Origin of the sequence: Streptomyces sp. IMTB 2501 (assembly GCF_001953885.1) — a bacterium.
In the GTDB taxonomy this organism is placed as follows: domain Bacteria; phylum Actinomycetota; class Actinomycetes; order Streptomycetales; family Streptomycetaceae; genus Streptomyces.
Map to the genome: position 1 here is coordinate 85,716 of NZ_MQUS01000027.1, position 24,726 is coordinate 110,441.

The 24,726-nt window shown below is 71.8% G+C and carries 19 protein-coding genes; 5 read left to right on the top strand and 14 right to left on the bottom strand.

Annotation, left to right across the window (positions count from 1 at the left end; all coding sequences use genetic code 11):
* Window positions 1-50: 50 nt before the first annotated feature.
* From AV521_RS35055 to AV521_RS35070, 4 genes are all read right to left on the bottom strand, one after another.
* Window positions 51-560 (bottom strand): O-acetyl-ADP-ribose deacetylase, encoded by a 510-nt coding sequence (locus tag AV521_RS35055; RefSeq protein ID WP_076094332.1) that lies wholly within the window; start codon window positions 558-560, stop codon window positions 51-53.
* Window positions 557-1,975, bottom strand: a complete 1,419-nt coding sequence (locus AV521_RS35060; protein WP_179023616.1) for an NAD(P)/FAD-dependent oxidoreductase — start codon at window positions 1,973-1,975, stop codon at window positions 557-559. The genes AV521_RS35055 and AV521_RS35060 overlap by 4 nt, the downstream gene beginning before the upstream one ends.
* A 164-nt stretch (window positions 1,976-2,139) precedes the next feature.
* The gene (locus AV521_RS35065; protein ID WP_076094336.1) at window positions 2,140-2,985 is read right to left on the bottom strand and encodes an inositol monophosphatase family protein; all 846 of its coding nucleotides are present in this window, start codon (window positions 2,983-2,985) and stop codon (window positions 2,140-2,142) included.
* Window positions 2,986-3,094: 109 nt separating this feature from the next.
* A complete protein-coding gene (locus AV521_RS35070) occupies window positions 3,095-4,939 on the bottom strand; it encodes a gamma-glutamyltransferase family protein (RefSeq protein ID WP_076094339.1) in 1,845 nt (614 codons plus the stop codon).
* Window positions 4,940-5,059: 120 nt separating this feature from the next.
* Here AV521_RS35070 and AV521_RS35075 point away from each other — a divergent pair, with 120 nt between their 5' ends.
* A complete protein-coding gene (locus tag AV521_RS35075; protein WP_076094340.1) occupies window positions 5,060-6,124 on the top strand; it encodes a biotin/lipoate A/B protein ligase family protein in 1,065 nt (354 codons plus the stop codon).
* A 210-nt stretch (window positions 6,125-6,334) separates the two neighbouring features.
* Entirely contained in the window at window positions 6,335-7,021 is a 687-nt protein-coding gene (locus tag AV521_RS35080) for a hypothetical protein (RefSeq protein ID WP_076094342.1), read from the top strand.
* A 19-nt stretch (window positions 7,022-7,040) separates the two neighbouring features.
* Here AV521_RS35080 and AV521_RS35085 read toward each other — a convergent pair whose 3' ends face one another.
* The 9 genes from AV521_RS35085 to AV521_RS35125 all read right to left on the bottom strand — a co-directional run bounded on the left by AV521_RS35085 (window position 7,041) and on the right by AV521_RS35125 (window position 18,434).
* A complete protein-coding gene (locus AV521_RS35085; protein WP_076094343.1) occupies window positions 7,041-8,567 on the bottom strand; it encodes an NCS1 family nucleobase:cation symporter-1 in 1,527 nt (508 codons plus the stop codon).
* A gap of 122 nt (window positions 8,568-8,689) precedes the next feature.
* Complete coding sequence (locus AV521_RS35090; RefSeq protein ID WP_076094345.1) at window positions 8,690-9,709, bottom strand: TIGR03842 family LLM class F420-dependent oxidoreductase; 1,020 nt, start codon at window positions 9,707-9,709, stop codon at window positions 8,690-8,692.
* A gap of 11 nt (window positions 9,710-9,720) precedes the next feature.
* On the bottom strand, window positions 9,721-11,124 hold the full coding sequence (gene hydA, locus AV521_RS35095; protein WP_076094346.1) for a dihydropyrimidinase: 1,404 nt from the start codon (window positions 11,122-11,124) through the stop codon (window positions 9,721-9,723).
* Window positions 11,125-11,149: 25 nt separating this feature from the next.
* Entirely contained in the window at window positions 11,150-11,992 is an 843-nt protein-coding gene (locus AV521_RS35100) for a nitrilase-related carbon-nitrogen hydrolase (RefSeq protein ID WP_076094347.1), read from the bottom strand.
* A 155-nt stretch (window positions 11,993-12,147) separates the two neighbouring features.
* Complete coding sequence (locus AV521_RS35105) at window positions 12,148-13,713, bottom strand: PucR family transcriptional regulator ligand-binding domain-containing protein (RefSeq protein ID WP_076094349.1); 1,566 nt, start codon at window positions 13,711-13,713, stop codon at window positions 12,148-12,150.
* An 18-nt stretch (window positions 13,714-13,731) separates the two neighbouring features.
* Window positions 13,732-15,015: an aspartate aminotransferase family protein gene (locus AV521_RS35110; RefSeq protein ID WP_076094350.1), complete on the bottom strand. Its 1,284-nt coding sequence runs from the start codon at window positions 15,013-15,015 to the stop codon at window positions 13,732-13,734.
* Window positions 15,012-15,854: a nitrilase-related carbon-nitrogen hydrolase gene (locus tag AV521_RS35115; RefSeq protein WP_076094352.1), complete on the bottom strand. Its 843-nt coding sequence runs from the start codon at window positions 15,852-15,854 to the stop codon at window positions 15,012-15,014. Before AV521_RS35115 ends, AV521_RS35110 begins: the two co-directional genes overlap by 4 nt.
* 206 nt (window positions 15,855-16,060) lie before the next feature.
* On the bottom strand, window positions 16,061-18,043 hold the full coding sequence (locus AV521_RS35120) for a hypothetical protein (RefSeq protein WP_076094354.1): 1,983 nt from the start codon (window positions 18,041-18,043) through the stop codon (window positions 16,061-16,063).
* Window positions 18,044-18,182: 139 nt separating this feature from the next.
* Window positions 18,183-18,434: a helix-turn-helix domain-containing protein gene (locus AV521_RS35125; protein WP_076094356.1), complete on the bottom strand. Its 252-nt coding sequence runs from the start codon at window positions 18,432-18,434 to the stop codon at window positions 18,183-18,185.
* 59 nt (window positions 18,435-18,493) lie between these two features.
* Here AV521_RS35125 and map point away from each other — a divergent pair, with 59 nt between their 5' ends.
* Window positions 18,494-19,261 (top strand): type I methionyl aminopeptidase, encoded by a 768-nt coding sequence (gene map / locus AV521_RS35130; RefSeq protein ID WP_076094358.1) that lies wholly within the window; start codon window positions 18,494-18,496, stop codon window positions 19,259-19,261.
* Window positions 19,262-19,392: 131 nt separating this feature from the next.
* Window positions 19,393-21,963 carry an ATP-dependent Clp protease ATP-binding subunit gene (locus AV521_RS35135; protein ID WP_076094360.1) on the top strand — a complete coding sequence of 857 codons (2,571 nt, stop codon included), beginning with the start codon at window positions 19,393-19,395 and terminating at the stop codon, window positions 21,961-21,963.
* 41 nt (window positions 21,964-22,004) lie between these two features.
* On the opposite strand, the gene ggt is transcribed toward AV521_RS35135, so the two are convergent.
* The gene (gene ggt, locus AV521_RS35140; RefSeq protein ID WP_076094361.1) at window positions 22,005-23,807 is read right to left on the bottom strand and encodes a gamma-glutamyltransferase; all 1,803 of its coding nucleotides are present in this window, start codon (window positions 23,805-23,807) and stop codon (window positions 22,005-22,007) included.
* Window positions 23,808-23,949: 142 nt separating this feature from the next.
* Between ggt and AV521_RS35145 the strand changes: the two genes are divergently transcribed.
* Window positions 23,950-24,693 (top strand): hypothetical protein, encoded by a 744-nt coding sequence (locus AV521_RS35145; RefSeq protein WP_076094363.1) that lies wholly within the window; start codon window positions 23,950-23,952, stop codon window positions 24,691-24,693.
* Window positions 24,694-24,726 lie beyond the last annotated feature (33 nt).

Here is a 24,726-nt window from a genome sequence, read left to right on the forward strand (position 1 = left end):
CACGGCGTCCGGGCCGCGGGCCCCATGGGTCGGTCGCGCCGTGGCTTTCGTCAGTCGAGTTGCCGAGCGAACGCGTCGTACGCCCGGTCGTCGAAGAGGACGAACCGCACCTCTTCCACCGCTGTCGGCGTGTTGCGCACCGTCTCCACCGCGATGCGGGCCGCATCGTCCATCGGCCACCGGTAGACGCCGGTGGAGATCGCCGGGAACGCCACCGTCCGGGCACCCAACTCGTCGGCCACGCGAAGCGACTCCCGGTAACAGGAGGCAAGAAGGGAAGGATCACCGCCTGAGACCTGATACACGGGTCCCACCGTGTGGATGACCCAGCGGGCGTCAAGTTCGCCCGCCGTCGTGGCGACCGCCTGGCCGGTGGGCAGGCCCTTGCCGTAGCGGGAGGCGCGCAGGGCGCGGCACTCCTCGAGGATGGCGGGGCCGCCGCGCCGGTGGATCGCGCCGTCGACGCCCCCGCCGCCGAGGAGGGAGGAGTTGGCGGCGTTGACGATCGCGTCGGCGCTCTGCCGGGTGATGTCCCCCTGGACGAGGGTGATGGTGGTCATGTCTGCCTCAGTCTTCGCCATACGGCCTTGGCCGCGTTGTGGCCCGACATGCCGTGCACGCCGGGTCCCGGCGGGGTGGCCGAGGAGCAGATGAAGACGGCCGGATGCGGGGTGTGGTAGGGGAACAGGGACAGTCTGGGGCGCAGCAGCAGCTGGAGTCCGGACGCCGCGCCGCAGGCGATGTCGCCGCCGACGTAGTTGGCGTTGTGCGCGGCCAGCTCGGCGGGGCCCGCGACGGCGCGGGCGAGCACGCGGTCGCGGAACCCGGGGGCGAAGCGCTCCAGTTGGCGTTCCATGGCATCGGTGAGGTCGCCGGACCAGCCGTTCGGGACATGGCCGTACGCCCAGAAGACGTGCTTGCCCTCGGGGGCGCGGGTCGGGTCGGCCACGCTGGGCTGGACGGTGATCAGGAACGGCCGGTCGGGCGCGCGGCCCTCGCGGGAGACGGCGCGCAGGGCGGTGGAGATCTCGGCCTGGCTCGCGCCGATCTGGACGGTGCCGGCGGCGCGGGCCTCGGGCGCGGTCCAGGGCACCGGGCCGTCCAGCGCGTAATCGATCTTGAAGACGCTCGGGCCGTAGCGGTAGTGGGCGTAGTGGTCGCCGAAGCCGGCGATGCGGGCGAGCGCGGTCGGCGAGGTGTCGAAGACGTACGCCCGGGCGGGCGGCAGGTCGTCCAGGCGCTTGATCTCGTAGTCGGTGTGTACGGCGCCGCCGAGGTCCCGCAGGCAGGAGGCGAGGGCGTCGGAGATCGCCTGGGAGCCGCCGCGGGGCACCGGCCAGCCGCGGGCGTGCGCGGCCAGCGCGAAGACCAGGCCGACGGCGCCGGTGGCCAGGCCGTCCAGCGGCGCGATCACATGCGCGACCAGGCCGGCGAAGAGGGCCTTGGCCCGCTCGTCCTTGAAGCGGCGCAGCAGCCAGGTGGCCGGTGGCAGCCCGGCCAGCCCGAACCGGGCCAGGGTGACCGGGTCGCGCGGGAGCGCGGTCAGCGGCAGGGACATGAAGTCCCGTACGAGGGTGTCCCAGTGGGCGAGGAACGGCTCGACCAGCCTGCGGTACGCGCCCGCGTCACGCGGTCCGAAGGAGGCGGCCGTCTCGGCCACCGAGCGGGACAGCACGGCCGCGGTGCCGTCGAGGAAGGGGTGCGCCATCGGCAGCTCGGCGTGCAGCCATTCGAGGCCGTAGCGGTCGAGAGGGAGGGCGCGGAACGCGGGTGAGTTGATGGCGAGGGGGTGAGCGGCCGAGCACGGGTCGTGCCGGAAGCCGGGCAGGGTCAGCTCCTCGGTGCGGGCGCCCCCGCCCACGGTGGACTTCGCCTCGAACAGCGCGACGGAGAAGCCACGGCGGGCCAGCTCCACCGCAGCGGTCAGTCCGTTCGGTCCCGCTCCCACCACGACCGCATCGAGCATCGACGGCACCTTCGGACCCCTTCGTCGGCCGATGGCCACTCGGGGTTGTGTCAGCCGATGGCCACTCTGCGTTCAGGATATGCCGGAGGGCTGACACTCCCCCGGGGCGGGTGACCGGGTGGACCGACCGGTGCGGGCGGAGGGGAATCCTCCGGCGGGGGCCGGTCCGGGGTTCAGACTGCCGTGCGCAACAGTTCGGCCACCCGGTGGGCCGTCGCGGCGTCCCGGGCCGCGGTGAAGGGCAGGGCGTTGCCACCGGTCACTCTGAACGGCTCGCCGGTGCGCGTGAGATGCGCGCCGCCCGCCTCCTCGACCAGCAGCAGACCCGCCGCGTGGTCCCAGGCCGCCTCCCAGGAGAACGCCACGGCGTCCAACTCGCCCCGGGCGACGGCGAGATACTCAAGGCCCGCCGAACCGCAGGCTCGGGGGGCGAAGCCGTCGGTCCACAGGGCGTGCAGCGCGCGCTTCTGCTCGTCGGTGGTGTAGTCCGGGTGCGACGTGGCGACGACGAGGTCCCGGCCGGGCGCGGGCGGGCCCGCGATCAGCCGCTCGCCGTCGAGGAAGGCCCCCTGGCCGCGGACCGCGGTGGCGAGCTGGTCGCGTGCCGCGGCGTAGGTCCAGGAGGCGAGGACGGCCCCCCGGTGGGCGAGTGCGACCAGGGTGCAGAACCCGTCGTCGCCGTGCACGAACTGGCGGGTGCCGTCGACCGGGTCGACGATCCACACCGGCGCGTCGCCCTGGATCGCCGCGTAGGTCGCCGGGTCGGCGTGCACCGCCTCCTCGCCGACCACGACCGAGCCGGGCAGCAGTGCGCCCAGGTCCTCGGTGAGCCGCAGCTCGGCCAGCCGGTCGGCGTCCGTCACCAGGTCGTGGGGGCCGCTCTTCTGGTCCACCTCGTGCGCGGCGAGACGGCGGAAGCGGGGCAGGATCTCGGCCGCGGCCGCCTTGCGGACCGCTTCCTCCACGTCGGCCGAGCAGCGCGCGAGAAACTCGTCGATGGTTTCCGTGTCTTCGATCATGCCTCCATGAGAGCATGCCCCACTGACAATCCCCGCCTCCGCGGTGCACACCGGGTGGAATCGAGATGAAGAACGGGGGTCGCACCGCGCCTAGCGCCTGGGCGTGTCGTCAGCGGCCCACCGCGTAGCCCTGCATCCCGCGTGGGTTCGCCGCCGCCGACAGCACGCCGGTCTCCGGGTCCCGGGCCACCGCGCACAGGCGCCCTTCGGACCAGGCCGGGCCGACCCTGACGTCGTGGCCGCGCCGCCGCAGCCCCTCGATCACGTCCCCGTCCGTACGGGACTCCACGGTGACGCTGCCGGGGCGGCAGCCACGCGGGTAGAAGGAGCTGGGGAAGCTGTCGTTGTGCCAGTTCGGGGCGTCGATCGCGCCCTGCAGGTCGAGGGCGCCGCGGACCGGGGCGCGCAGCGCGGCGGCGAGGAAGAAGTGCAGCTGCCACTGGTCCTGCTGGTCGCCGCCGGGCGTGCCGAAGGCCAGGACCGGCACCCCGTCGCGCAGCGCGAGCGACGGGGTGAGGGTGGTGCGCGGGCGGCGGCCCGGGGTGAGGGAGTTCGGCAGGCCCTCCGCCAGCCAGGTCATCTGCAGCCGGGTGCCGAGCGGGAAGCCCAGCCCGGGAACGACCGGGTTGGACTGCAGCCAGCCGCCGCTGGGGGTGGCCGCGATCATGTTGCCCCAACGGTCGACGACGTCCAGGTGGCAGGTGTCACCGCGAGTGCGGCCGTCGCCGCCCACGTCCGGCTCACCGGACAGCTCGGCGGTCGTCGGCTCGCCGGGCAGCTCGGCGACGGTCGGCTCGCCCGCGCCCAGCGGGTCGAAGCCGCGACCGCTGCCGGTCTCCACGCGCGCGTACGCCTGCGGCGGCAGCCGCGGGGTGCGTCCGCCTGGGCTGCCGGGCCGCAGCTCCCAGGATGCCTTGGCGCCGATCAGGGCCCGCCGTACGGCGTTGTAGTCGTCCGAGAGCAGCTCGGCGACCGGGACCTCGGCGGCGTCGCCGTACCATGCCTCGCGGTCGGCCATGGCGAGCTTGCAGCCCTCGATCAGCAGATGGACGTAGTCGGCGGAGCCGTAGGCGGGCAGTTCCGGCGGGAGCAGGGCGAGCTGCTGGAGAAGGGCGGGGCCCTGGCTCCAGGGGCCGGCCTTGCACACGGTCCAGCCGTTCCAGTCGTAGGTCACCGGGGTCTCGTAGGCCGCCGACCAGCCGGCGAGGTCGGACTCGGTGAGCGTGCCGGTGTGCCGTTCGCCGCTGGTGTCCCTCGTGGGCCGCCGGGACTGCCGTACCAGCGCCTCGGCGATGAATCCGGAGCGCCACACCTCGCGTGCGGCGTCGATCCGGGCCTCCCGGTCACCGGCCCGGGCGGTCTCGGCGAGCAGCCGCTTCCAGGTGCCGGCGAGCGCGGGATTGCGCAGCAGCTGCCCGGGCCGGGGCGCCCGCCCGCCGGGCAGATAGACCTCCGCCGAAGAGGTCCACTCCGTCTCGAACAGCTCCCGTACGGTCTCCACGGTCGCGCCGACCCTCTCCACGGGCGCGTGCCCGTGCTCGGCGTATCCGATCGCGTACTTCAGGACGTCGTCCAGGGACTTCGTGCCGTGGTCGCGCAGGAGCAGCAGCCAGGCGTCGAAGGCACCGGGCACGGCGGCCGCGAGCGGTCCGGTGCCGGGGACGAGATCCAGCCCCAGCCCCCGGTAGTGCGCGACGGTGGCTCCGGCCGGCGCCACGCCCTGCCCGCACAGCACCCGCACCTCGCCGCCCGCCGGGGCGAGCAGAATCGGCACCTCGCCCGCCGGGCCGTTGAGGTGCGGCTCCACCACATGCAGCACGAACGCGCCGGCCACGGCGGCGTCGAAGGCGTTGCCCCCGTCCTCCAGTACCGCCATCGCCGACTGGGAGGCCAGCCAGTGCGTGGAGGACACCATCCCGAAGGTGCCTTGCAGGGTGGGCCGGGTGGTGAACACGGGCGCCTCCAGGGCTCGGGTACGTCTTCCAGGTGATCGTACGAGCGTGATCGCCGTCCGGGGAACACGGCGACGACCTGCGGCGTTGATCTCGTACGGCAGGAACGGAGGCCCAGGCAAGTGCACGGTGAGTACAAGGTGCCCGGCGGGAAGCTCGTCGTGGTGGATGTGGCGGCCGAGGGTGGCGTGTTGCGGCATGTGCGCGTGGCGGGCGACTTCTTCCTGGAGCCGGACGAGGCGCTGGACGCGGTGAACCGCGCGTTGGAGGGTGCCCCGGTGGACACCGACGCGGCGGGGCTGGCCGCGCGCATCGACGCGGCGCTGCCCGCGGGGACGGTGATGTACGGCCTGACCTCGGAGGGTGTCGCCATCGCGGTGCGCCGGGCCCTGGCCCGCGCCACGGACTGGACCGACTACGACTGGCAGCTGGTCCACGAGGGCCCGCAGCCGCCCGCACTGCACATGGCGCTGGACGAGGTGCTGACCGCCGAGGTCGCCGCGGGTCGGCGGCCGCCGACCCTCAGAGTGTGGGAGTGGGGCGCCCCGGCGGTGATCATCGGCAGCTTCCAGTCACTGCGCAACGAGGTGGACGCCGAAGGTGCCGCGCGGCACGGCATCGAGGTGGTGCGGCGGATCTCCGGCGGCGGCGCGATGTTCGTGGAGCCCGGCAACACGATCACGTACTCCCTGTCGGTGCCGGAGTCGCTCGTGCAGGGCCTGTCCTTCCAGGACAGCTACGCCTATCTGGACGACTGGGTGCTGGGTGCCCTCGGCGACCTGGGCATCCGGGCGTGGTACCAGCCGCTGAACGACATCGCGACGGACCAGGGCAAGATCGCGGGTGCCGCGCAGAAGCGGATCGTCGGGCCCGACGGCGGTCCGGGCGCCGTACTGCACCACGTGACCATGGCGTACGACATCGACGCCGACAAGATGGTCGAGGTGCTGCGCATCGGGCGGGAGAAGCTGTCCGACAAGGGGACGGCGAGCGCGAAGAAGCGGGTCGATCCGCTGCGGCGGCAGACCGGGCTGCCGCGCGAGGCGGTCATCGACCGGATGATCGAGTCGTTCCGCGTGCGGTACGGCCTGGCACCGGGCAAGATCACGGACGGGGAGCTGACGCGCGCGAAGGAACTGGCGCGGACCAAGTTCATCTCCCCGGAGTGGACTGCGAGGGTGCCGTAGCGGTGGGCCTGCGGGACGTCTCTCAAAGGAGGTCCCTTCCCCAACTCCGGGAGCAAAACGGGCAGATCGGTATGTTGCGAACAGGATGCCGTGATCGTGCGGGCACGCAGCGCGTTCCCCACTTCCGCCCCACGGGGACTCGTGTGACACTGTCGTCTCCGTCCACCATGCGGTCCCCCTCCGCACCCCCTCCCCCACGAGAAGTGCGCCGTGCGTTCTCTTCCTCTGCCGCTGGCCCTCACCGCGCGGATCTCGCCGGTCGCGGTCCTCGCCTGTGCCGGCTGGGCGCTGACGTCCGGACCGGCCGTATCGTCGGCGGCGGCCGGGCATCAGACGGCCCGGACGACGCCCGCCCAGTCCTCCTCCGGATCCTCCGGCCCGTCGTCCGGCGGCGCGGCCTCGCAGGCGTACTCCTCCGCGCCATCCCCGTGCACCAGCGTGCCCGCGGCGACCGTCAAGTCCCTGGTGCCCGGGGCGAAGACGCAGGGCAAGGAGATCCCGTCGACGGACACCAAGCTGCGCCGCACCTGCTCCTGGAACGCCCTGCAGGGCTACGACTACCGCTGGCTCGACGTCTCGTTCGAGCTCAGCGGGTCGGCGCAGGAGGCGCAGCAGGAGTACCAGCAGCGGGTGAAGGCGAAGAGCGGCGGCGGGGCGGTGCCGGGGCTCGGGGACAGCGCCTACTCCGTGGTGAATCTGACCACCGAGGACAAGCAGCAGACCCGGGAGGGCGTGGTGATGGTCCAGGTGTCCAACGCCCTGGTGATCGTCACCTACAACGGCAGCGACTTCGAGACGAAGAAGGCTCCGGACACGGACGAGATCAACAAGGGGGCGATCCAGGCGGCGCGGGCCGCGGTCGGCGCCCTCGGGGGCGGGCAGTCCCAGTCCGGCTGACCGCCCACCCCCTGTGCCCTTACGCCGTGACCTCCCTGCGGCCCGTCAGCAGTGTGAGAGCCAGGTACAGCACCAGGGACGTGCCCAGGCCCACCGCCCAGCCGTAGTCCGCCAAGGACGCGAGGGCGGGGATGGGGCGGCCGTCGATCAGGGGCTTGAAGCTGGCGCCGCCGATCGCGAGGACACCGCCCGCCAGGAAGGACACGACCGCGCGCCAGTTCCAGCCGCCCGCGTACCAGTAACGGCCTCCCGTGCGGTAGAGGTCGGAGAGGTTCAGGCGGGTGCGGCGCAGGAACCAGTAGTCGGCCACGAGGATGCCCGCGACCGTGCCGAGCAGGCCGCCGACCAGGCCGAGCCAGGTGAAGATGTAGCCCTGCGGGTCGGAGTACAGCTTCCAGGGGAAGATGAGGACCGCGAGGACGGCGGTGATGAGCGCTCCGGTGCGGAAACTCACCTTTCTGGGCGCCATGTTGGAGAAGTCGAAGGCCGGCGAGACCAGGTTCGCCGCGATGTTCACGGACAGGGTCGCGACCAGGACCGTCACCAGCGCGTAGAGCAGGCCGGCCACGTTGTCCGTCTTCGCCGCCAGCTGCACCGGGTCCCAGACCGGCTTGCCGTACACCGCCTGGGAGCCGGAGGTGACCAGGACGGACAGGAACGCGAAGAGGGTCATCGTCGTCGGCAGGCCGAGGGCCTGGCCCCAGGTCTGGGCTCTCTGGCTGCGCCCATAGCGGGTGAAGTCGGGAATATTCAGGCTCAGAGTGGACCAGAAGCCGATCATGCCCATCAACGAGGGCCAGAAGAGCTTCCAGAAGCTCCCGCCCCAGCCGAGCTTCGACGGCTGGTCGAACAGCGGGCCCACGCCGCCCGCCTTGCTGCTCATCCACCACAGCATCACGAACGCGCCGACGAGTACGAACGGCGCCGCCCAGTTCTCGAAGCGGCGGATGGTCTCCATGCCCCGGTAGATGATCGCGACCTGGATGACCCAGAAGATCGCGAACGACAGCCACATGGTCCAGGCGTAGCCGCCGAAGTGCGCCGCGTTCGACCAGCTGTCGCCGATCAGCTTCCCGGCGAGGAAGTAGATGGCCTCGCCGCCGATCCAGGTCTGGATGCCGAACCAGCCGCAGGCCACCAACGCCCGTACGACGGCAGGCAGGTTGGCGCCACGCACACCGAAGGAGGCGCGGGCGAAGACCGGGAACGGGATGCCGTACTTGGGGCCGGCGTGCCCGGTGAGCAGCATCGGCACCAGCACGACCAGGTTGGCGAGTGCGATGGTGAACACCGCCTGCTTCCAGTCCATGCCGACGGCGATCAGACCGGAGGCCAGGGTCCAGGAGGCCGTGTTGTGGGCCATGCCAACCCAGAGCGCGGAGAAGTTGTACGTGGTCCAGGTGCGCTTCTCGGCCGGGACCGGGAGCAGGTCCTCGTTGGCGTAGGGACCGCTGGGCGGCCGGGTGCCAGGAGCGAGTTCCACGCGCCCGTCGGGGAGGGTGACTTGACCGGAGAGGGGTATGGCCGGGGGAGCGGTGTCGGTCATGGGCTGGCCAATCGGATGAGGTGGGAGGGGAGTTGGCCGTGCGGGCACCAGCCCCCTCCCCTGGACGGCGGGGAGGGGGTGACCAAGGGGGTGTGGGGGGAGGTCGGACGGCGGAGGACGGGTCAGGCGTTGACGGCCGGAATCACCGTCGTGCCGTAGGCGTCGATGGTGGCCTCCTGCGCGTCGTGCATGTCGTACACCGCGAACTGGTCGACGCCCAGCGCGCGGAGCGCGTTCAGTTTCTCGATGTGCTTCTCCGCGGGGCCGATCACGCAGAACCGGTCCACGATCTCGTCGGGCACGAACTCGGTGTCCGGGTTGCCGCTGCGCCCGTGGTGGGCGTAGTCGTAGCCCTGCCGCGCCCTGATGTAGTCGGTGAGTTCCTCGGGGACCTGGGCGGAGTGCTCGCCGTACTTGGCGACCAGGTCGGCGACGTGATTGCCGACCATGCCGCCGAACCAGCGGCACTGCTCCCGGGCGTGGGCGAGGGCCTCGGGCGAGTCGTCCTCGGTGACATAGGCGGGAGCCGCCACGCAGATCGTCACCTCCGACGGATCGCGTCCGGCGGCGGCCGCCGCGTCCTTGACGGCTTTCACCATGTACTCGGTCAGATACAGGTCGGACAGCTGGAGGATGAAACCGTCGGCCTCCTCACCGGTCATCTTCAGCGCCTTCGGGCCGTACGCGGCCATCCAGACGGGGAGTTCGGCGCCCTCCTTGATCCAAGGGAACCGGATCTTGGTACCGCCGAGATCGGCCTCCTCGCCCCGGGCGAGCGCGCGGATGACCTTCATCGCCTCGCTGATCCGGGCCAGGGTGTTGGGTTTGCGGCCCGCGACCCGCATCGCGGAGTCGCCGCGGCCGATGCCGCAGACGGTGCGGTTGCCGAACATGTCGTTGAGGGTGGCGAACGTGGAGGCGGTGACCTCCCAGGTGCGGGTGCCCGGGTTGGTGACCATCGGGCCGATCTTGAGATGGGACGTGTTCGCCAGGATCTGGCTGTAGATCACGAACGGCTCCTGCCAGAGCACGGAGGAGTCGAAGGTCCAGCCGTACGTGAAACCGTTGCGCTCGGCCCGTTTCATCAGGCTGACGACACGTGAGGCCGGCGGGTCGGTCTGCAGGACGAGTCCGAAGTCCATGGGCGCCACTCCTAGTTGAGGTACTGACAGGTGGAGCGCGGGGTGAAGACGCCGTGGCCGGCGTGTCCGGTGTACTCCCGCTGGTCGATGATCACCTCACCGCGCGAGAGGACGGTCTCGACACGGCCGGTGGTGCGCTTGCCCTCGTACGCCGAGTAGTCGACGTTCATGTGGTGTGTCCCGGCGGACATGATCTGCTCGGCGCGCGGGTCGTAGAGGACGATGTCGGCGTCGGTGCCGGGGGCGATGGTGCCCTTCTTCGGGTACAGGCCGAACATGCGCGCCGGGGTGGCGCAGGCGATCTCGATCCAGCGGCGGCGGCTGATGTGCCCGTCGACGACGGCCTGGTGGAGCAGGTCCATACGGTTCTCCACGCCCGGCAGGCCGTTGGGGATCTTGGAGAAGTCACCGCGGCCCAGCTCCTTCTGGCCCACGAAGCAGAACGGGCAGTGGTCGGTGGAGACCACCTGCAGGTCGTTCGTCCTGAGGCCCTGCCACAGCCTGGCCTGGTGTTCGCGCGGCCGCAGCGGGGTGCTGCACACATACTTCGCGCCCTCGAAGTCCGGCTCGGCGAGGTTGTCGGTGGACAGGAAGAGATACTGCGGGCAGGTCTCGCCGAAGACATTGAGCCCCTCGTCCCGGGCCCGGGCCAGTTCGGCCACCGCCTCCATGGCCGAGACGTGCACGACGTACAGCGGGGCGCCCGCGACCTGGGCGAGCCGGATGGCGCGATGGGTGGCCTCTGCCTCCAGCAGGGCCTTGCGGACCTCGCCGTGGTAGCGCGGGTCGGTCTCGCCCCGGGCGAGCGCCTGCTCGACCAGGACGTCGATGGCGATGCCGTTCTCGGCGTGCATCATGATGAGCCCGCCGTTGTCGGCGGAGCGCTGCATGGCGCGCAGGATCTGTCCGTCGTCGGAGTAGAAGACGCCCGGATACGCCATGAACTGCTTGAAGGAGGTGACGCCCTCCTCCACGAGCAGGTCCATCTCCTTCAGCGTCTCGTCGTTGACGTCGGAGACGATCATGTGGAAGGCGTAGTCGATCGCGCAGTTGCCCTCGGCCTTGGCGTGCCAGGTGTCCAGGCCCTCGCGCAGGGTGTGGCCGACGCTCTGCACCGCGAAGTCGACGATCGTCGTCGTACCGCCCCAGGCGGCGGCCCGGGTGCCGGTCTCGAAGGTGTCGGAGGCGAAGGTACCGCCGAACGGCAACTCCATGTGGGTGTGCGCGTCGACGCCGCCCGGGATGACGTACTTCCCGGTGGCGTCGATGACCCTCTCGGCGGTGAACGCCCCCGCGGCGGGCGTGCTGGAGGCGGCGAGGGCGGCGACGCGGCCGTCCTCGATCAGGACGTCGGCGTGGATCTCGTCCGACGCGGTGATGACGAGCCCACCACGGATGACGGTACGGCTGCTCATGCTGCTCCCTCGGTCAACGGTGCGGTCAGGGCGCGGTCAGCGGTGTGTACGCCCCCGGTGCCCGGTCGCGGTAGAACTGCCAGCGGTCGCGGACCTCGCGGAGCTTGGCCAGGTCGAGGTCGCGGACCACGAGTTCGGTCTCCTTGTCGCTCGCGACCTCGCCGACGAACTGGGCCTCGGGGTCCACGAAGTAGGTCGTGCCGTAGAAGTCGTTGTCGCCCAGGTCCTCCACGCCGACCCGGTTGATCGCGCCGACGAAGTACTCGTTGGCGACGGCGGCCGCCGGCTGCTCCAGCTGCCACAGGTAGCGGGACAGTCCGCGCGAGGTGGCAGAGGGGTTGAAGACGATCTCGGCTCCGGCGAGGCCCAGCGCCCGCCAGCCCTCCGGGAAGTGGCGGTCGTAGCAGATGTACACGCCGATCCGCCCGGCGGCCGTCTCGAAGACAGGCCAGCCGCTGTTCCCCGGGCGGAAGTAGAACTTCTCCCAGAATCCCTGGACCTGGGGGATGTGGGTCTTGCGGTACTTGCCGAGGTAGGAGCCGTCCGCGTCGATCACGGCGGCCGTGTTGTACAGGACCCCCGGCTGCTCCTCCTCGTACATGGGCAGGACCAGGACGATGCCCAGCTCGCGGGCGAGGGACTGGAAGCGGCCCACGGTCGGGCCCTCGGGGATCCGCTCGGCGTACTCGTAGAAAGCCTTGTCCTGGACCTGGCAGAAGTAGGGGCCGTAGAACAGCTCCTGGAAGCAGAGGACTTGGGCGCCCTGCGCGGCCGCGTCGCGGGCGGCCTGCTCGTGGACCTGGATCATGGATTCCTTGTCGCCGGTCCACGCGGTCTGGAACAGGGCGGCACGGATCACTCGGCTCATCGGGACCTCCGGTAGCTCGGTGTTCCGTGAGCGTAGAAAGCCCGCGAGGGTCCTTCGATTGGCAGCGTGTCACGTCTGTGGGCGTGCGGCGTGCCACCGTGTCACGCGTTCGCGATCCCATGTTTCACCGCCGTTTTCCCAGGTCGACGCATGTTTCACCCCTGTTGCGCATCGTGCGCGAGGAGCGCGATGTGGACGGAGGCCGCCTGTTCGAAGTCGTCCAGGTCGACGCCGAGGCGGGCCTGTATGGCCTCCAGGCGGCGATAGAGGGCGGGCCGGGAGACATGGTGGAGCTGGGCGGTGCGGGACTTGTTGCGGCCGGTCGCGAGATAGGTGCGCAGGACGTTCAGCAGCTCCGGTTCGGCGTCGCACAGCAGCCCGTCCAGTTCCCGCTCGGCGAAGGACTGTACGTGTGGGTCGTCGCGCAGCAGCCGGATCAGCCCGCGCAGATGGACGTCCTTCAGGCGGACGACGGCCGGCAGGTCGAGGACGGCCGAGGAGTCGGTGACGGCGTCGGCGACATGCCGGGCCTCGCGCAGCCCGGCGGGCACGTCGTCCCAGGCGGTACGGGGGTCGGCGGCGGCGACCACGGCCGGTGACCCGGCAGGCAGCCGGGCCGCGAAGTGCGCGGTGAGGGCCTCGGCGTCCTGGTCGCGGGCCAGGCTGAGCAGTACGGCGGCGGCGCCGTCGGCGAGTTCGGCGACCAGCCCGGACATCCCCAGCAGGCGCAGCACCCGGTCGAGTTCATCGGCGGTGCGGCCTGGGACGACGAGCGGGACGAAGGTGCGCCGGTTGACCGGCAGCCCGGCGGCGCGCGCCCGGGGCAGCAGTTGCCGGGCCGGTACGACACCGGAGACCAGGTCGGTCAGCAGGCTCTGCGCGGACTCCTCCTCCCAGGAGTGACCGGGGCCGCCGCCGAGCATGCGGTGCAGGACCAGCGCCTCGGCGGCCCGGTCGGCGAGCAGCCGCCCGGTGGCCGTCTCGCCCCGGTAGCCGCACAGCAGCAGCCGGCCCCAGCGCTCCCCGCGTCCGCCGAGTTCGGCGCTGATCCAGCCGCCGGCCGCGCCGGCAGAGGCCTGCCGGGCGATCCGCTCCCAGTCGCGCAGCACGTCGTCCACCGCGGACCGCTCCCCCGCCGTGGCGAGGACGCGGTGGGCGAGGTTGGTGAGCACGACCGGGCAGCCGCTGTGTACGGCGACCTCGTCGAGGAGCCGTGGCAGGGGGGCGCCGGCCGTGATCAGAGCGGTGAGCGCGCTGCGCACCGACTCCGAGAGGCTGACGGCGGCGAACTTTCTCCGCACCAGGCGGGACTGGACCTCCTCGGTCAACTCGGCGAAGGGGAAGGGGCGGTGGAGGACCACCATGGGCAGGCCGCACCGTTCGGCGGCCCGCCGCATCACCTCGGGCGGGGTGGGAAAGGCACGGCCGAGACCGAGGACGACCGCGGCGGCCTCGGCCCGGTGGAGCGACTGGATGTACTCGGCCTGCTTGGCCTCGTCACCGGCGAGGAGCACACCGGTGGTGAGGACCATCTCGCCGCCGCTGAGCATCACCCCGACATCGGCTGCCTCGGCGACATGCACCCAGCGCACGGGCCGGTCGAGCTGCCCGGCACCGGCCACCACCTCGGGTTCCCCGGCGAGCACCCGCTCCAGGGTGAGCACCTGGCGGACGGAGAGGGCGGGTTCCCAGCCGTACCGGGTCTCGGAGGTGGTGGTCATGGCCGTGCACCTGTTTCTCTAGTACGTGCTCCGCAGCGCCTGTTCGAGGATCGCCGCGCCCTCTTCCGCCTCCGCGACGGTGAGTGACAGCGGCGGGGCGACACGCAGGGCGCTGGTGTTGTGGCCGCCGCCCTTGCCGATCAGCAGGCCACCCTCGCGGGCCACCTCCAGGACGGTGGAGGCCGCCTGCGGATCGGCCTCGTCCGTGCCGGGCTTGACCAGCTCGATGCCGATCATCAGCCCGCGCCCGCGCACCTCGCGCACGCCGGGCAGCTGGGCGGCGACGGCCCGCAGCCGCTCGATGAGCAGGCCGCCGACCCGGCGGGCGTTGCCCTGCAGGTCGTGTTCGAGGAGGTAGGTGAGGTTGGCGAGGCCGGCGGCCATCGTCAGCTGGGTTCCGCCGAACGTCGAAATGCTGTTGGCGTCCAGGCAGTTCATGATCTCGGCGCGGGCGATCACCCCGCCGATCGAGGCGCCGTTACCGATGCCCTTGGCGAAGGTGACGAGGTCCGGCGGGCCGCTCTGGGCGTGCGCCTGCCAGCCCCAGAAGTGGTCGCCGGTCCGGCCCCAGCCGGTCTGCACCTCGTCGGCGATCCACAGGATGCCGTGTTCCTTCAGCACCTCGTGGAAGGCGGCGTAGAGCCCGTCGGGCGGAGAGGTGAAGCCACCGACGCCCTGGACGGGTTCGGCGATCAGCGCGGCGGGCGGGCGGGTGTGCCCGAGGATGTCCTTCAGGTCGGCGACGCACGCGTCGATGAACGCGCGGTCGTCCAGCTCGGCGAACGGCCCCCGGGTGCGCACACCGCCGTGCACGTAGAGGGTCTGCAGCGGGGACAGCGAGGTCGGCGACCAGGTGCGGTTGCCAGTGATGCCGACCGTGCTGAAGGAGCGGCCGTGGTAGCTGTTGCGCATGGCCAGGACGGTGTTGCTGCGCCGGTGGGCGGTGGCGAGTAGCAGGGCGGTGTCGTTGGCCTCGGTGCCGGAGGTGGTGAAGAAGACCCGGGCGTCCGGGATGCCGCTCACCTGGGCGATGCGCTCGGCGAGTTCGACCATCGGCCGGTTCAGGTACAGCGTGGACGAGTGGACGATCCGCCCGGCCTGCTCGCCGACCGCCTTGGTCACCTCGGGCAGCGCGTGCGCGGTCATCGTGGTCAGGATGCCGCCGAAGAAGTCCAGGTACTTGTTGCCGGCGGAGTCCCAGACGTGACGGCCCTCGCCGTGGGTGATCTCGATCGGCTCGTCGTAGTAGAGGGCGAGCCAGTCGGGCAGGACCTGGCGGTGGCGGGAGTAGAGGTCGTTCACGGCTGCACCAGCCCTTCGTAGGCGTCGGGGCGGCGGTCGCGGTAGAAGGCCCACTGCTGCCGCACTTCCTCGATCTGGTCGAAATCGAGGTCACGGACGAGGAGTTCCTCGGACTTGTCGCTCGCGACCTCGCCGACGAACTGCCCACGTGGATCGACGAAGTAACTGGTCCCGTAGAAGTCGTTGTCGCCGTACTCCTCCCGGCCCACCCGGTTGATGGCGGCGATGAAGTACTCGTTGGCGACGGCCGCGGCGGGCTGTTCCAGCTGCCACAGGTGGGCGGACAGCCCGCGGTGGGTGGCCGAGGGGTTGTAGACCAACTGGGCACCGTTGAGGCCGAGTTGCCGCCAGCCCTCGGGGAAGTGCCGGTCGTAGCAGATGTAGACACCGATACGGCCGACGCGGGTGTCGAAGACGGGCCAGCCCAGATTGCCGGGTTTGAAGTAGTACTTCTCCCAGAAGCCCTTGACCTGCGGGATGTGGTGCTTGCGGTACTTGCCGAGGTAGGTCCCGTCGGCGTCGATCACGGCAGCGGTGTTGTAGTAGAAGCCGGACTGCTCGACCTCGAAGACCGGGACGACGATCACCATGCCGGTCTCGCGCGCGAGGTCCCGCATACGACGCACCGTCGGCCCGTCGGGCACCGGCTCGGCCCAGCGGTAGTGCTCCGGCTCCTGGACCTGGCAGAAGTAGGGCGCGTTGAAGACTTCCTGGAACCCGATGACCTTGGCACCCTGCTGGGCCGCCGCGCGGGCGTGCTCCTCGTGTTTGGCCACCATGGACCCGGTGTCGCCGGTCCAGGTGGCCTGGACCAGTGCGGCTCGTACGACGTTGGCCATGAGCTGCTCCTTCGACGGGACCGCCAAAGCCTCTACGCCCGTAGAACAGGCGCCAGAGGGACGAACGTAAGCCTCCGGGAGGCCCTTGCCAAGACCATCGTCGTCAACCCGCGGAGTCGATCACGTGTCACGCCTCCGTGAGTGAGCGAAGGGACCGCTCGAAGGGGTGAAACGGAGCATACCGGGACGATGCCATCGGCCACCGCTCACGTCGCGTGTCCGGCCACCCGCAACGCGTGCACGAGATCCCAGTACCGCTCGTCGGAGACGGCCTGCGCGGCCCGGAGCAGCAGCGGCACGAGCCGGCCCGGATCGGACACGACGCTCCGCGCGGCCTCCTCCGCCGTACGCACCCGCACACAGGCGTCCAGCAGCGCCTCCGCCTCCCGCCGGCGCCCCTCCTCCGTCAGCCGCAGCACGGCCGCGCCGATCTGCTCCGCCGGGCGGGCCACACCCTGCCGCAGCAGCTGCGCCCCGTCGGCCTCCCGGCCGGCGGTGCCGAGCGCGTCGGCGACACCGACGAGCTGCTCGGCGGCCAGCGAGGCGGCCTCCCACAGCAGCGTCGTCCAGTCAGCCCCGAGCCCGGCGCGATGCAGCGCGTCCGCGAGCGGCGGGAAGCGGCCGGGCGGCCACTGCGCCACCTCGACCAACAGCGCATGCGCCTCCCCGCTGCGCCCTTCCCCCCGCAACCGCGCCAGCCGCTCCACGACCCCGGCCACCGCGGGCTCCGCCTCGGCATCCACGGCCTCGACAGGGCCCGCTGCGGGCTGGACCGGCTGCCCGGCCCCGGCGAACCGGGCCCCACGCGGAGTACGACGCTCGGGCTGGGCCGCGGGCACGGCCTCCGGCGGAGCCTGCGGTACGACGACCGGATCGGCCGCATCCTCCGCCATCCCGGCGAACCGGGCGCTGCCACGACGCCGTTTGCGGGGCTTGACCGGGGCGACGGGAGGCCCCGAGTCGGGCCCAGAGGCTCCGCGGACCGGCGCGGGCGAGGCGCCCGATCGGGAGCCGGCGGCGGGGGAGGTCGACGCACCCTGTTCGGCAGCAACGACCGGGAAGGACGGCGCTCCCGCCTGCGAGGCCGCAGCCGGGGAGAACGGGGCAGCCTGAGGGGCCGCCACGTAGGAACCAGAAGCCCCACGGACCGGCGCAGGCGACCCACCCGACCGAGAGCCGACAGCCGCAGAGGGCGACGCGCCCTGTCGGGCGGCGGTGACCGGGAAGGACGGCGGTCCCGTCTGAGGGGCCGCAGCCGGGGAGGACGGGGCGGCTTGGGGGGCCACGGCAGGGGCGGTATGGCCAGAGGAGGGGGTGGTGTGCGGGATCGGCGTGGCGTCGGGAGCGGATGCGGCGGCGTGGAGCGTGTCGGTGAGGGCGGGTCCGGCGGGCCGGGGTTCCGGGTCGGCCGCCGGGCGGTCGGCGAACTCGGCGTGCGAGGGGGCGTGGCCAGAGGGGGACGAGACCGGCCACTGGGCGCGATCATGATCGGCCCGCTGGAAGCGCGACGGCGCCCCGGCGGTCACCCCCCGTTCCGCCACGTAGCCCTCGCCATCGGTGTCCGCGAAGCGCGGCGGCACTTGAGCGGTCACCCCGCGCTCCGTCGCCCCCGGTCCCCCGCTCTCGTGCCACACCGACCCGGAACCACTCCCGCGCCGCACCCCCAGCACGTCGCCCACTCCCCGTCGGTCCAACTCCGTCAATCGACCCCGGAGTTCCGCACACCTGGCGGTGGCGCGTTCGTGGTCGTCCTGGGCCCAGGCGAGGTCGACGCTGAGGGACTCGGCGTCCTCGGGAGCGGTCGGCGAGGACAGCAGGCGGTTCAGTTCGGCCTGGCGTTCCACCGCGTAGCGCTGTTCGCGGAGCATCACGTCGAGGCGGTCGACCAGGACGTCCCGCGCGCCGGGCCGGGCGTCGTACGCGATGAGCGCGGCCCGGTGCAGGGCGCGGGCGCGTTCCCGCTCGGCCGCGGCGGCCGCGGGGCCGTACACACCCGCGAGATCCTCCAGCAGCGCCTCCACCACGTCCCACGGCGGCACCTCGCGCCCGTCCAGGCACGCCCGCATACCGTCGGGGTCGCGCTGCCAGAAGACCCCGCTCCAGCCTCCGCCCTGATCCAGGCGCGCCAGCAGAGCGTCCAGATAGCTCGCGAACTCCCGTACCCCACCAGGGAGTTGATCCACCGCCATCGCTCAGCTCCCGCCCGGCCGCCGGCACTCTCGCCTGCCCAGGCAACACCAGCCGTGTTACGGCTCTGCTACACAGAGTTTTCCGGCAGTGCGCGGACAGCTCAGCGCGGGACCCCGGCCGCTGCGCGGAGCCGGCTCCTCATACGGCCACGAGCGCGCACCGCGCGACCAGATCGTCCATCGACAGCCCGAGGACCCCGGCCAGCGCGGCCACGGTGAAGAACGCCGGTGTCGGCGCCCGGCCGGTCTCGATCTTGCGGAGCGTCTCGGCGGAGATGCCCGCCTGCTCGGCGACGTCGGCCATGCTCCGGCCACCGCGCGCCTCGCGCAGCAGCTGCCCGAGCCGCCGGCCGCGTTCACGTTCTTCGGGAGTGAGAGGGGCGCGCACCATGCGCCCATTCTAATACCGGACCCCAGCGACCCCATTAAAATACCGGTATAGTTATTGGCGTGATGGAACTGAAGACGGACCCATCGATCGACGCGATGCACGCGGCGGGCCAGGTCGTCGCGCGGGCCCTGACGGCCGTACGACAGGCCGCGGACGTCGGCGTCCCCCTGCTGGAGCTGGACGAGGTGGCGCGGGAGGTGCTGCGCGAGGCCGGGGCGACCTCACCGTTCCTCGGCTACCGCCCCTCCTTCGCCCCGACCCCCTTCCCCGCGGTGATCTGCGCCTCCGTGAACGACGCGATCGTGCACGGCGTCCCCACCGGGTACCGGCTCCGCGACGGCGACCTGGTCTCCGTGGACTGCGGTGCCGAGCTGGCCGGCTGGGCCGGCGACTCGGCGCTCAGCTTCACGGTGGGCCGCGCCCGCCCGGCGGACCTGCGCCTGATCGAGACGGCCGAGCGGGCACTGACGGCCGGTATCGACGCGGCCGTCGTCGGCAACCGCATCGGCGACATCTCCCACGCCGTCGGCCGGGTCTGCCGTACGGCCGGCTACGGCATCCCGCACGACTTCGGCGGCCACGGCGTGGGCCGCCGGATGCACGAGGACCCCGAGGTCCCGAACGAGGGCCGCCCCGGCCGGGGACTTCCGCTCCGTCCCGGCATGGTCCTGGCCATCGAACCCATGCTCATCGCCGGCGGCAAGGACACGTACCACACGGCGGGGGACGGCTGGACCCTCCGCACGACGGACGGCTCCCGCGCGGCACACGCGGAGCACACGGTGGCGATCACGCAGACCGGTCCGAGGGTTCTCACTGAGCGGTGACAGGCCGGCCGGCCCCAGGGGCGCGGGGGACTGGGCGAACATGCCCACCCCACCGGATCGTGTCATCGTGGGCATGAACGGCCCCCACCCGGTTACCCGGCGGAGCCAGTCGTCAGCGAAGGAACCTCGCCATGACCAACGGCTACCCTCCTGACCCCTTCGGTGAATTCCTGGCCCGCTTTTTCGGCGGAACCGGCGGAGCCACAGGCGGAGCCCCTCGCCACATCGACATCGGCCGCCTGCTCAGCCAGCCGGCCCGGGACCTGGTGCGAGGGGCAGCGCAGTACGCCGCCGAGCACGGCAGCCGGAACCTGGACACCCAGCATCTGCTGCGCGCGGCCGTGGCGGCCGAGCCCACCCGGGGCCTGCTGAGCCGGGCGGGCGCGGATCCGGACTCGCTCGCGACGGAGATCGACGACCGGGCCGGCCCGGTCCAGCACCCGCCCGGCGAGACGCCGCCGCCCACCTCGCTGTCGCTGACGCCCGCCGTCAAGCGCGCCCTGCTGGACGCGCACGACCTGGCGCGGGCGAGCGGCGCCGGGTACATCGGCCCGGAGCATGTGCTGAGCGCGCTGGCCGCCAACCCGGACTCGGCGGCCGGCCACATCCTGAACGCGGCCCGGTTCTCGGCCGGCTCCCTGCCGGCCGAGGCCCCGGAGAGCACCCAGGTCCGGGTGGAGCGGCAGCGCGCCACCGGCACGCCCACGCTGGACAAGTACGGCCGTGACATCACCGACCTGGCCCGGCAGGACCGCATCGACCCGGTCATCGGCCGGGACACGGAGATCGAGCAGACCATCGAGGTGCTGTCCCGGCGTGGCAAGAACAACCCCGTGCTGATCGGCGACGCCGGCGTCGGCAAGACGGCCATCGTGGAGGGGCTCGCCCAGCGCATCGCCGACGGGGACGTGCCGGACACGCTGGCCGGGCGGCGGGTGGTCGCCCTGGACCTGACCGGAGTCGTCGCCGGCACCCGCTACCGGGGCGACTTCGAGGAGCGCCTGAACACCATCGTGGAGGAGATCCGCGCCCACTCCGACCGGCTGATCGTGTTCATCGACGAGCTGCACACCGTCGTGGGCGCGGGGTCCGGCGGCGAGGGCGGCGCGATGGACGCCGGCAACATCCTCAAGCCCGCCCTCGCCCGGGGCGAGCTGCACATCGTGGGCGCGACCACGCTGGAGGAGTTCCGCCGGATCGAGAAGGACGCGGCGCTGGCGCGCCGGTTCCAGCCGATCCTGGTGCCCGAGCCGACGGTCGAGGACACCATCGAGATCCTGCGCGGGCTGCGCGACCGCTACGAGGCCCACCACCAGGTCCGCTACACCGACGAGGCGCTCGTCGCGGCCGTGGAGCTGTCCGACCGGTATCTCACCGACCGGCGGCTGCCGGACAAGGCCATCGACCTGATCGACCAGGCGGGCGTCCGGGTACGGCTCGGCGCGCGGACCAAGGGCACGGACGTGCGCACGATGGAGCGGGAGACCGAGCAGCTGGTCCGGGACAAGGACCAGGCGGTCGCGGCCGAGGACTACGACAAGGCCAAGGAGCTGCGCGACCGGATCGGCGAGCTGAAGCGGCGGATCGCCGAGGTGAGCGGCGGTGAGAAGGCCGACGAGGGGCTGGACCTGGAGGTGACCGGGGAGGCCGTCGCCGAGGTGGTGTCCCGGCAGACCGGCATCCCGGTCAGCCGGCTCACCCAGGAGGAGAAGGAACGGCTGCTCGATCTGGAGAACCATCTGCACCAGCGGGTGGTCGGCCAGGAGGAGGCCGTCGCCGTGGTCTCCGAGGCCGTGCTGCGCTCCCGCGCGGGGCTCGCGAGCCCGAACCGGCCGATCGGCAGCTTCCTCTTCCTGGGCCCGACCGGCGTCGGCAAGACCGAGCTGGCCCGGGCGCTCGCCGAGGCACTGTTCGGCAGCGAGGACCGCATGGTCCGGCTCGACATGAGCGAGTACCAGGAGCGGCACACCGTCTCCCGGCTGGTCGGCGCCCCGCCCGGATACGTCGGCCACGAGGAGGCGGGCCAGCTCACCGAGGTGGTGCGCCGGCACCCGTACTCGCTGCTCCTCCTCGACGAGGTGGAGAAGGCGCACCCGGACGTCTTCAACATCCTGCTGCAGGTCCTGGACGACGGCCGGCTGACCGACTCCCAGGGCCGGACGGTGGACTTCACCAACACGGTCATCGTGATGACCAGCAACCTCGGCTCGGAGGCGATCACCCGGCGCGGTGCCGGGATCGGGTTCGGGCCGGGCGGCGCGGAGGCGGACGAGGAGGCGCGGCGCGAGCAGATCCTGCGGCCGCTGCGCGAGCACTTCCGCCCGGAGTTCCTCAACCGCATCGACGAGATCGTGGTCTTCCGGCAGCTGACGAGCGAGCAACTGCGGCAGATCACCGATCTGTTGCTGGAGGGCACCCGGCGGCTGCTGGACGGGCAGGGCGTCTCGGTTCAGTTCACGGACGCGGCCGTCGACTGGCTGGCCGAGCGCGGCTATCAGCCGGAGTACGGCGCCCGGCCGCTGCGCCGCACCATTCAGCGGGAGGTCGACAACCAGCTGTCGAGGCGGCTGCTGAACGGCTCGATCTCCAAGGGCGGCCGGGTGACGGTGGATGTCCGGGACGGACGGCTGGACTTCCACCCGGACGCCCCGGCGCAGGACGCCCCCGCACCCGAGGCCCAGCCGCCCACGCCCGAGCAGTGACGGTCACGCAGACCCAGCCGCCCGCAGCCGAGCGGTGAAGGTCACGGCGCCGGGTCCACCACCATCGCCGAGCCGCCCCCGCGCCTCACCTTCTCGGCGGCGGCCAGCCACTCGCCGCCCGGCAGCCGTTGCACGCCGGTCGCCGCGCCGATCTCGGGGTTGAGCGAGAAGGAGTGCCCGATGGCCTCCAGCTGTTTCCTCAAGACGCTGTTGTAGAGGGCGGGTTCGAGTTCGGTCCTGGCCGCGTTCCGCTGGCTCGCGCGCGGCGCGGCGATGGCATCGACCAGCGGCAGGTGCCGGTCCAGGAACTCGGTGAGGGTCTGCAGCACGGTGGTGATGATCGTGGCCCCGCCGGGCGAACCGAGCGCCACGACGGGCCGGTTGTGCCGGTCCAGCACGATGGTCGGGGAGATCGAGGAGCGGGGCCGCTTGCCCGGGCCGGGCAGGTTCGGGTCGTGCACGGCCGGGTTGGCCGGGGTGAAGGAGAAGTCGGTCAGCTCGTTGTTGAGCAGGAAACCCCGGCCGGGCACGGTGATGGCGCTGCCGCCGGTCTGCTCGATGGTGAGCGTGTAGGAGACGACGTTGCCCCACTTGTCGGCCACGGTCAGATGCGTGGTGTTGTCGCCCTCGTACGTGGTCGGGGCCGTCGTACCGCCCTTGCCGCAGGCCGCCGGGTGACGCGGGTCGCCGGGGGCGAGCGGGCTGGTGAGGACCGCGTCGTCCCTGATCAGGCAGGCGCGCGAGTCGGCGTACCGCTGGGACAGCAGCTGCCGGGTCGGTACGTCCTCGAAGGCGGGGTCGCCGACCCAGCGCCCGCGGTCGGCGAAGGCGATCCGGCTGGCCTCGATGAAGTGGTGCAGGTACTGCAGCTCGCCGGCCTTCGAAAGGTCGGTCTTCTCCAGGATGTTGAGCGCCTCGCCGACCGTGGTGCCGCCGGAGGAGGAGGGGGCGATGGAGTACACGTTCAGGCCCCGGTACGACGTCCTGGTCGGCGCCTGGAGCTTGGTCCCGTAGACGGCGAGGTCCTTCTCGGCCAGCTTGCCGGGGCGGGCGTTCCAGCCGGACGCGGGGTCCACGGGCGGGTGTTCGACCGTCTTGACGATGTCGTCGCCGATGTCCCCGCGGTAGACGGCATCGGTGCCCTCGTGTCCGAGCTCCTCATAAGTGCGGGCCAGTTCGGGGTTCTTGAAGGTGGATCCGACGACCGGCAGCTGCCCGTTCGGCAGGAACAGCTTCGCGGTGTCCGGGAAGTAGCGGAACCGGGTTTCGTTGGACGCGGTCTGCGAGCGGAAGGTGTCGTCCACGGTGAAGCCGTCGCGGGCGATCCGCTCGGCGGGCTTCAGGACCGCGCCGAGCCGTTCGCTGCCCCATTCGTCCAGCGCGGTCTGCCAGGTGGCGGGCGTGCCCGGGGTGCCGACGCTCAGACCGCTGCTGACGGCATCGGCGAAGGCGAGCGGCTTGCCGTTCTCCACGAACAGATCGGAGTCGGCACTGAGCGGCGCCGTCTCGCGGCCGTCGATGGTGTGCACCGTGCGGGACTTGGCGTCGTAGTAGACGAAGTAGCCGCCTCCGCCGATGCCGGAGGAGTAGGGCTCGGTGACGCCGAGGGCGGCGGCGGTGGCGACGGCCGCGTCGACCGCGTTGCCGCCGTGTCTGAGGACCTCGATGCCGGCGGCGGAGGCGTCGGCGTCGACGCTGGCGACCGCGCCGCCGTAGCCCACCGCCACGGGAACCTTGGTGACCGTCTTGCTCGTTGTAGCGGCGGGTGGCGCCGCCGCCCCCACCGACACCATGGCGGCCGAGACCGCCAGAACCGCCAGTTTCCGCATGCCAGGACGATCCATCCGAACCTCCCGTCGGGACAGTCCGCGCAGCGTAACCAGAGCATCGTCATACCGACAGTACGCCTCGGTGCCGTGCCACACGAACGTCACACGTCGAACACCGGTACGTAGCCGTCGCCCGGGCCCGCTACCATGCGCGGCCATGAACGACGACGTGCGCAACATCGTCCTGGGCCTGGTGGCGACCGGGATATCGGCCTCGCTGGGCTGGCTCGCCCGTACGTATCTGTGGCGCCGCAAGCTGCGGCGCAAGCAGGCGTTCTTCGGCCTGCCGGACAATTCCGAGTCGCTGCTCGTCGTCAGCCGCGATCCGGCCGCCACCGAACCGGCCGTGCATCGGTACGACGTGTTCGCCCTGCTGGAACTCTCCGCTCTCATCAAGGAATGCGGCGCGCACGCCCGGGTGGTCACCCAGGACGGGGTCCAGCAGGGCTTCGGCGAGCGCACCGAGTTCTGTGTGGGCGGTCCGGCGGCGAACCGGCGCATGAGCGCACACATGTCGGCGATGCTGCCCGGCCTGCGGATCAACACCGACCCCGAGCCGGGGCTCGAACGGGCCGCGTTCCGAATCGGGGGTGAGCACTACCGCATGGAGCGGGGCACGGCCGAATACGTGCTCCTCGCGCGGGTCACCGGCGGCGACCAGGCGCGCCCGGTGTTCCTCTTCTGCGGCCAGAGCGCCATCACCAACCAGGCCGCCACCCGCTATCTCGCCCGCCACCACGAACGGCTGCACCGCAAGTACGGCACCGGCTCCTTCGTCCTGCTGCTGAAGGTGGTCAACTCGCAGGCGTACGGCCCGGATGTGGTCGAGCTGGTGGCGGACGTGACGCGGGCGGCGCGGACGCCGCTTCCGGAAACGGCGTCCGCCGACCCGGCCGCTTAGCGGTTCAACAATCTTTACTGGTACGTAACTTAC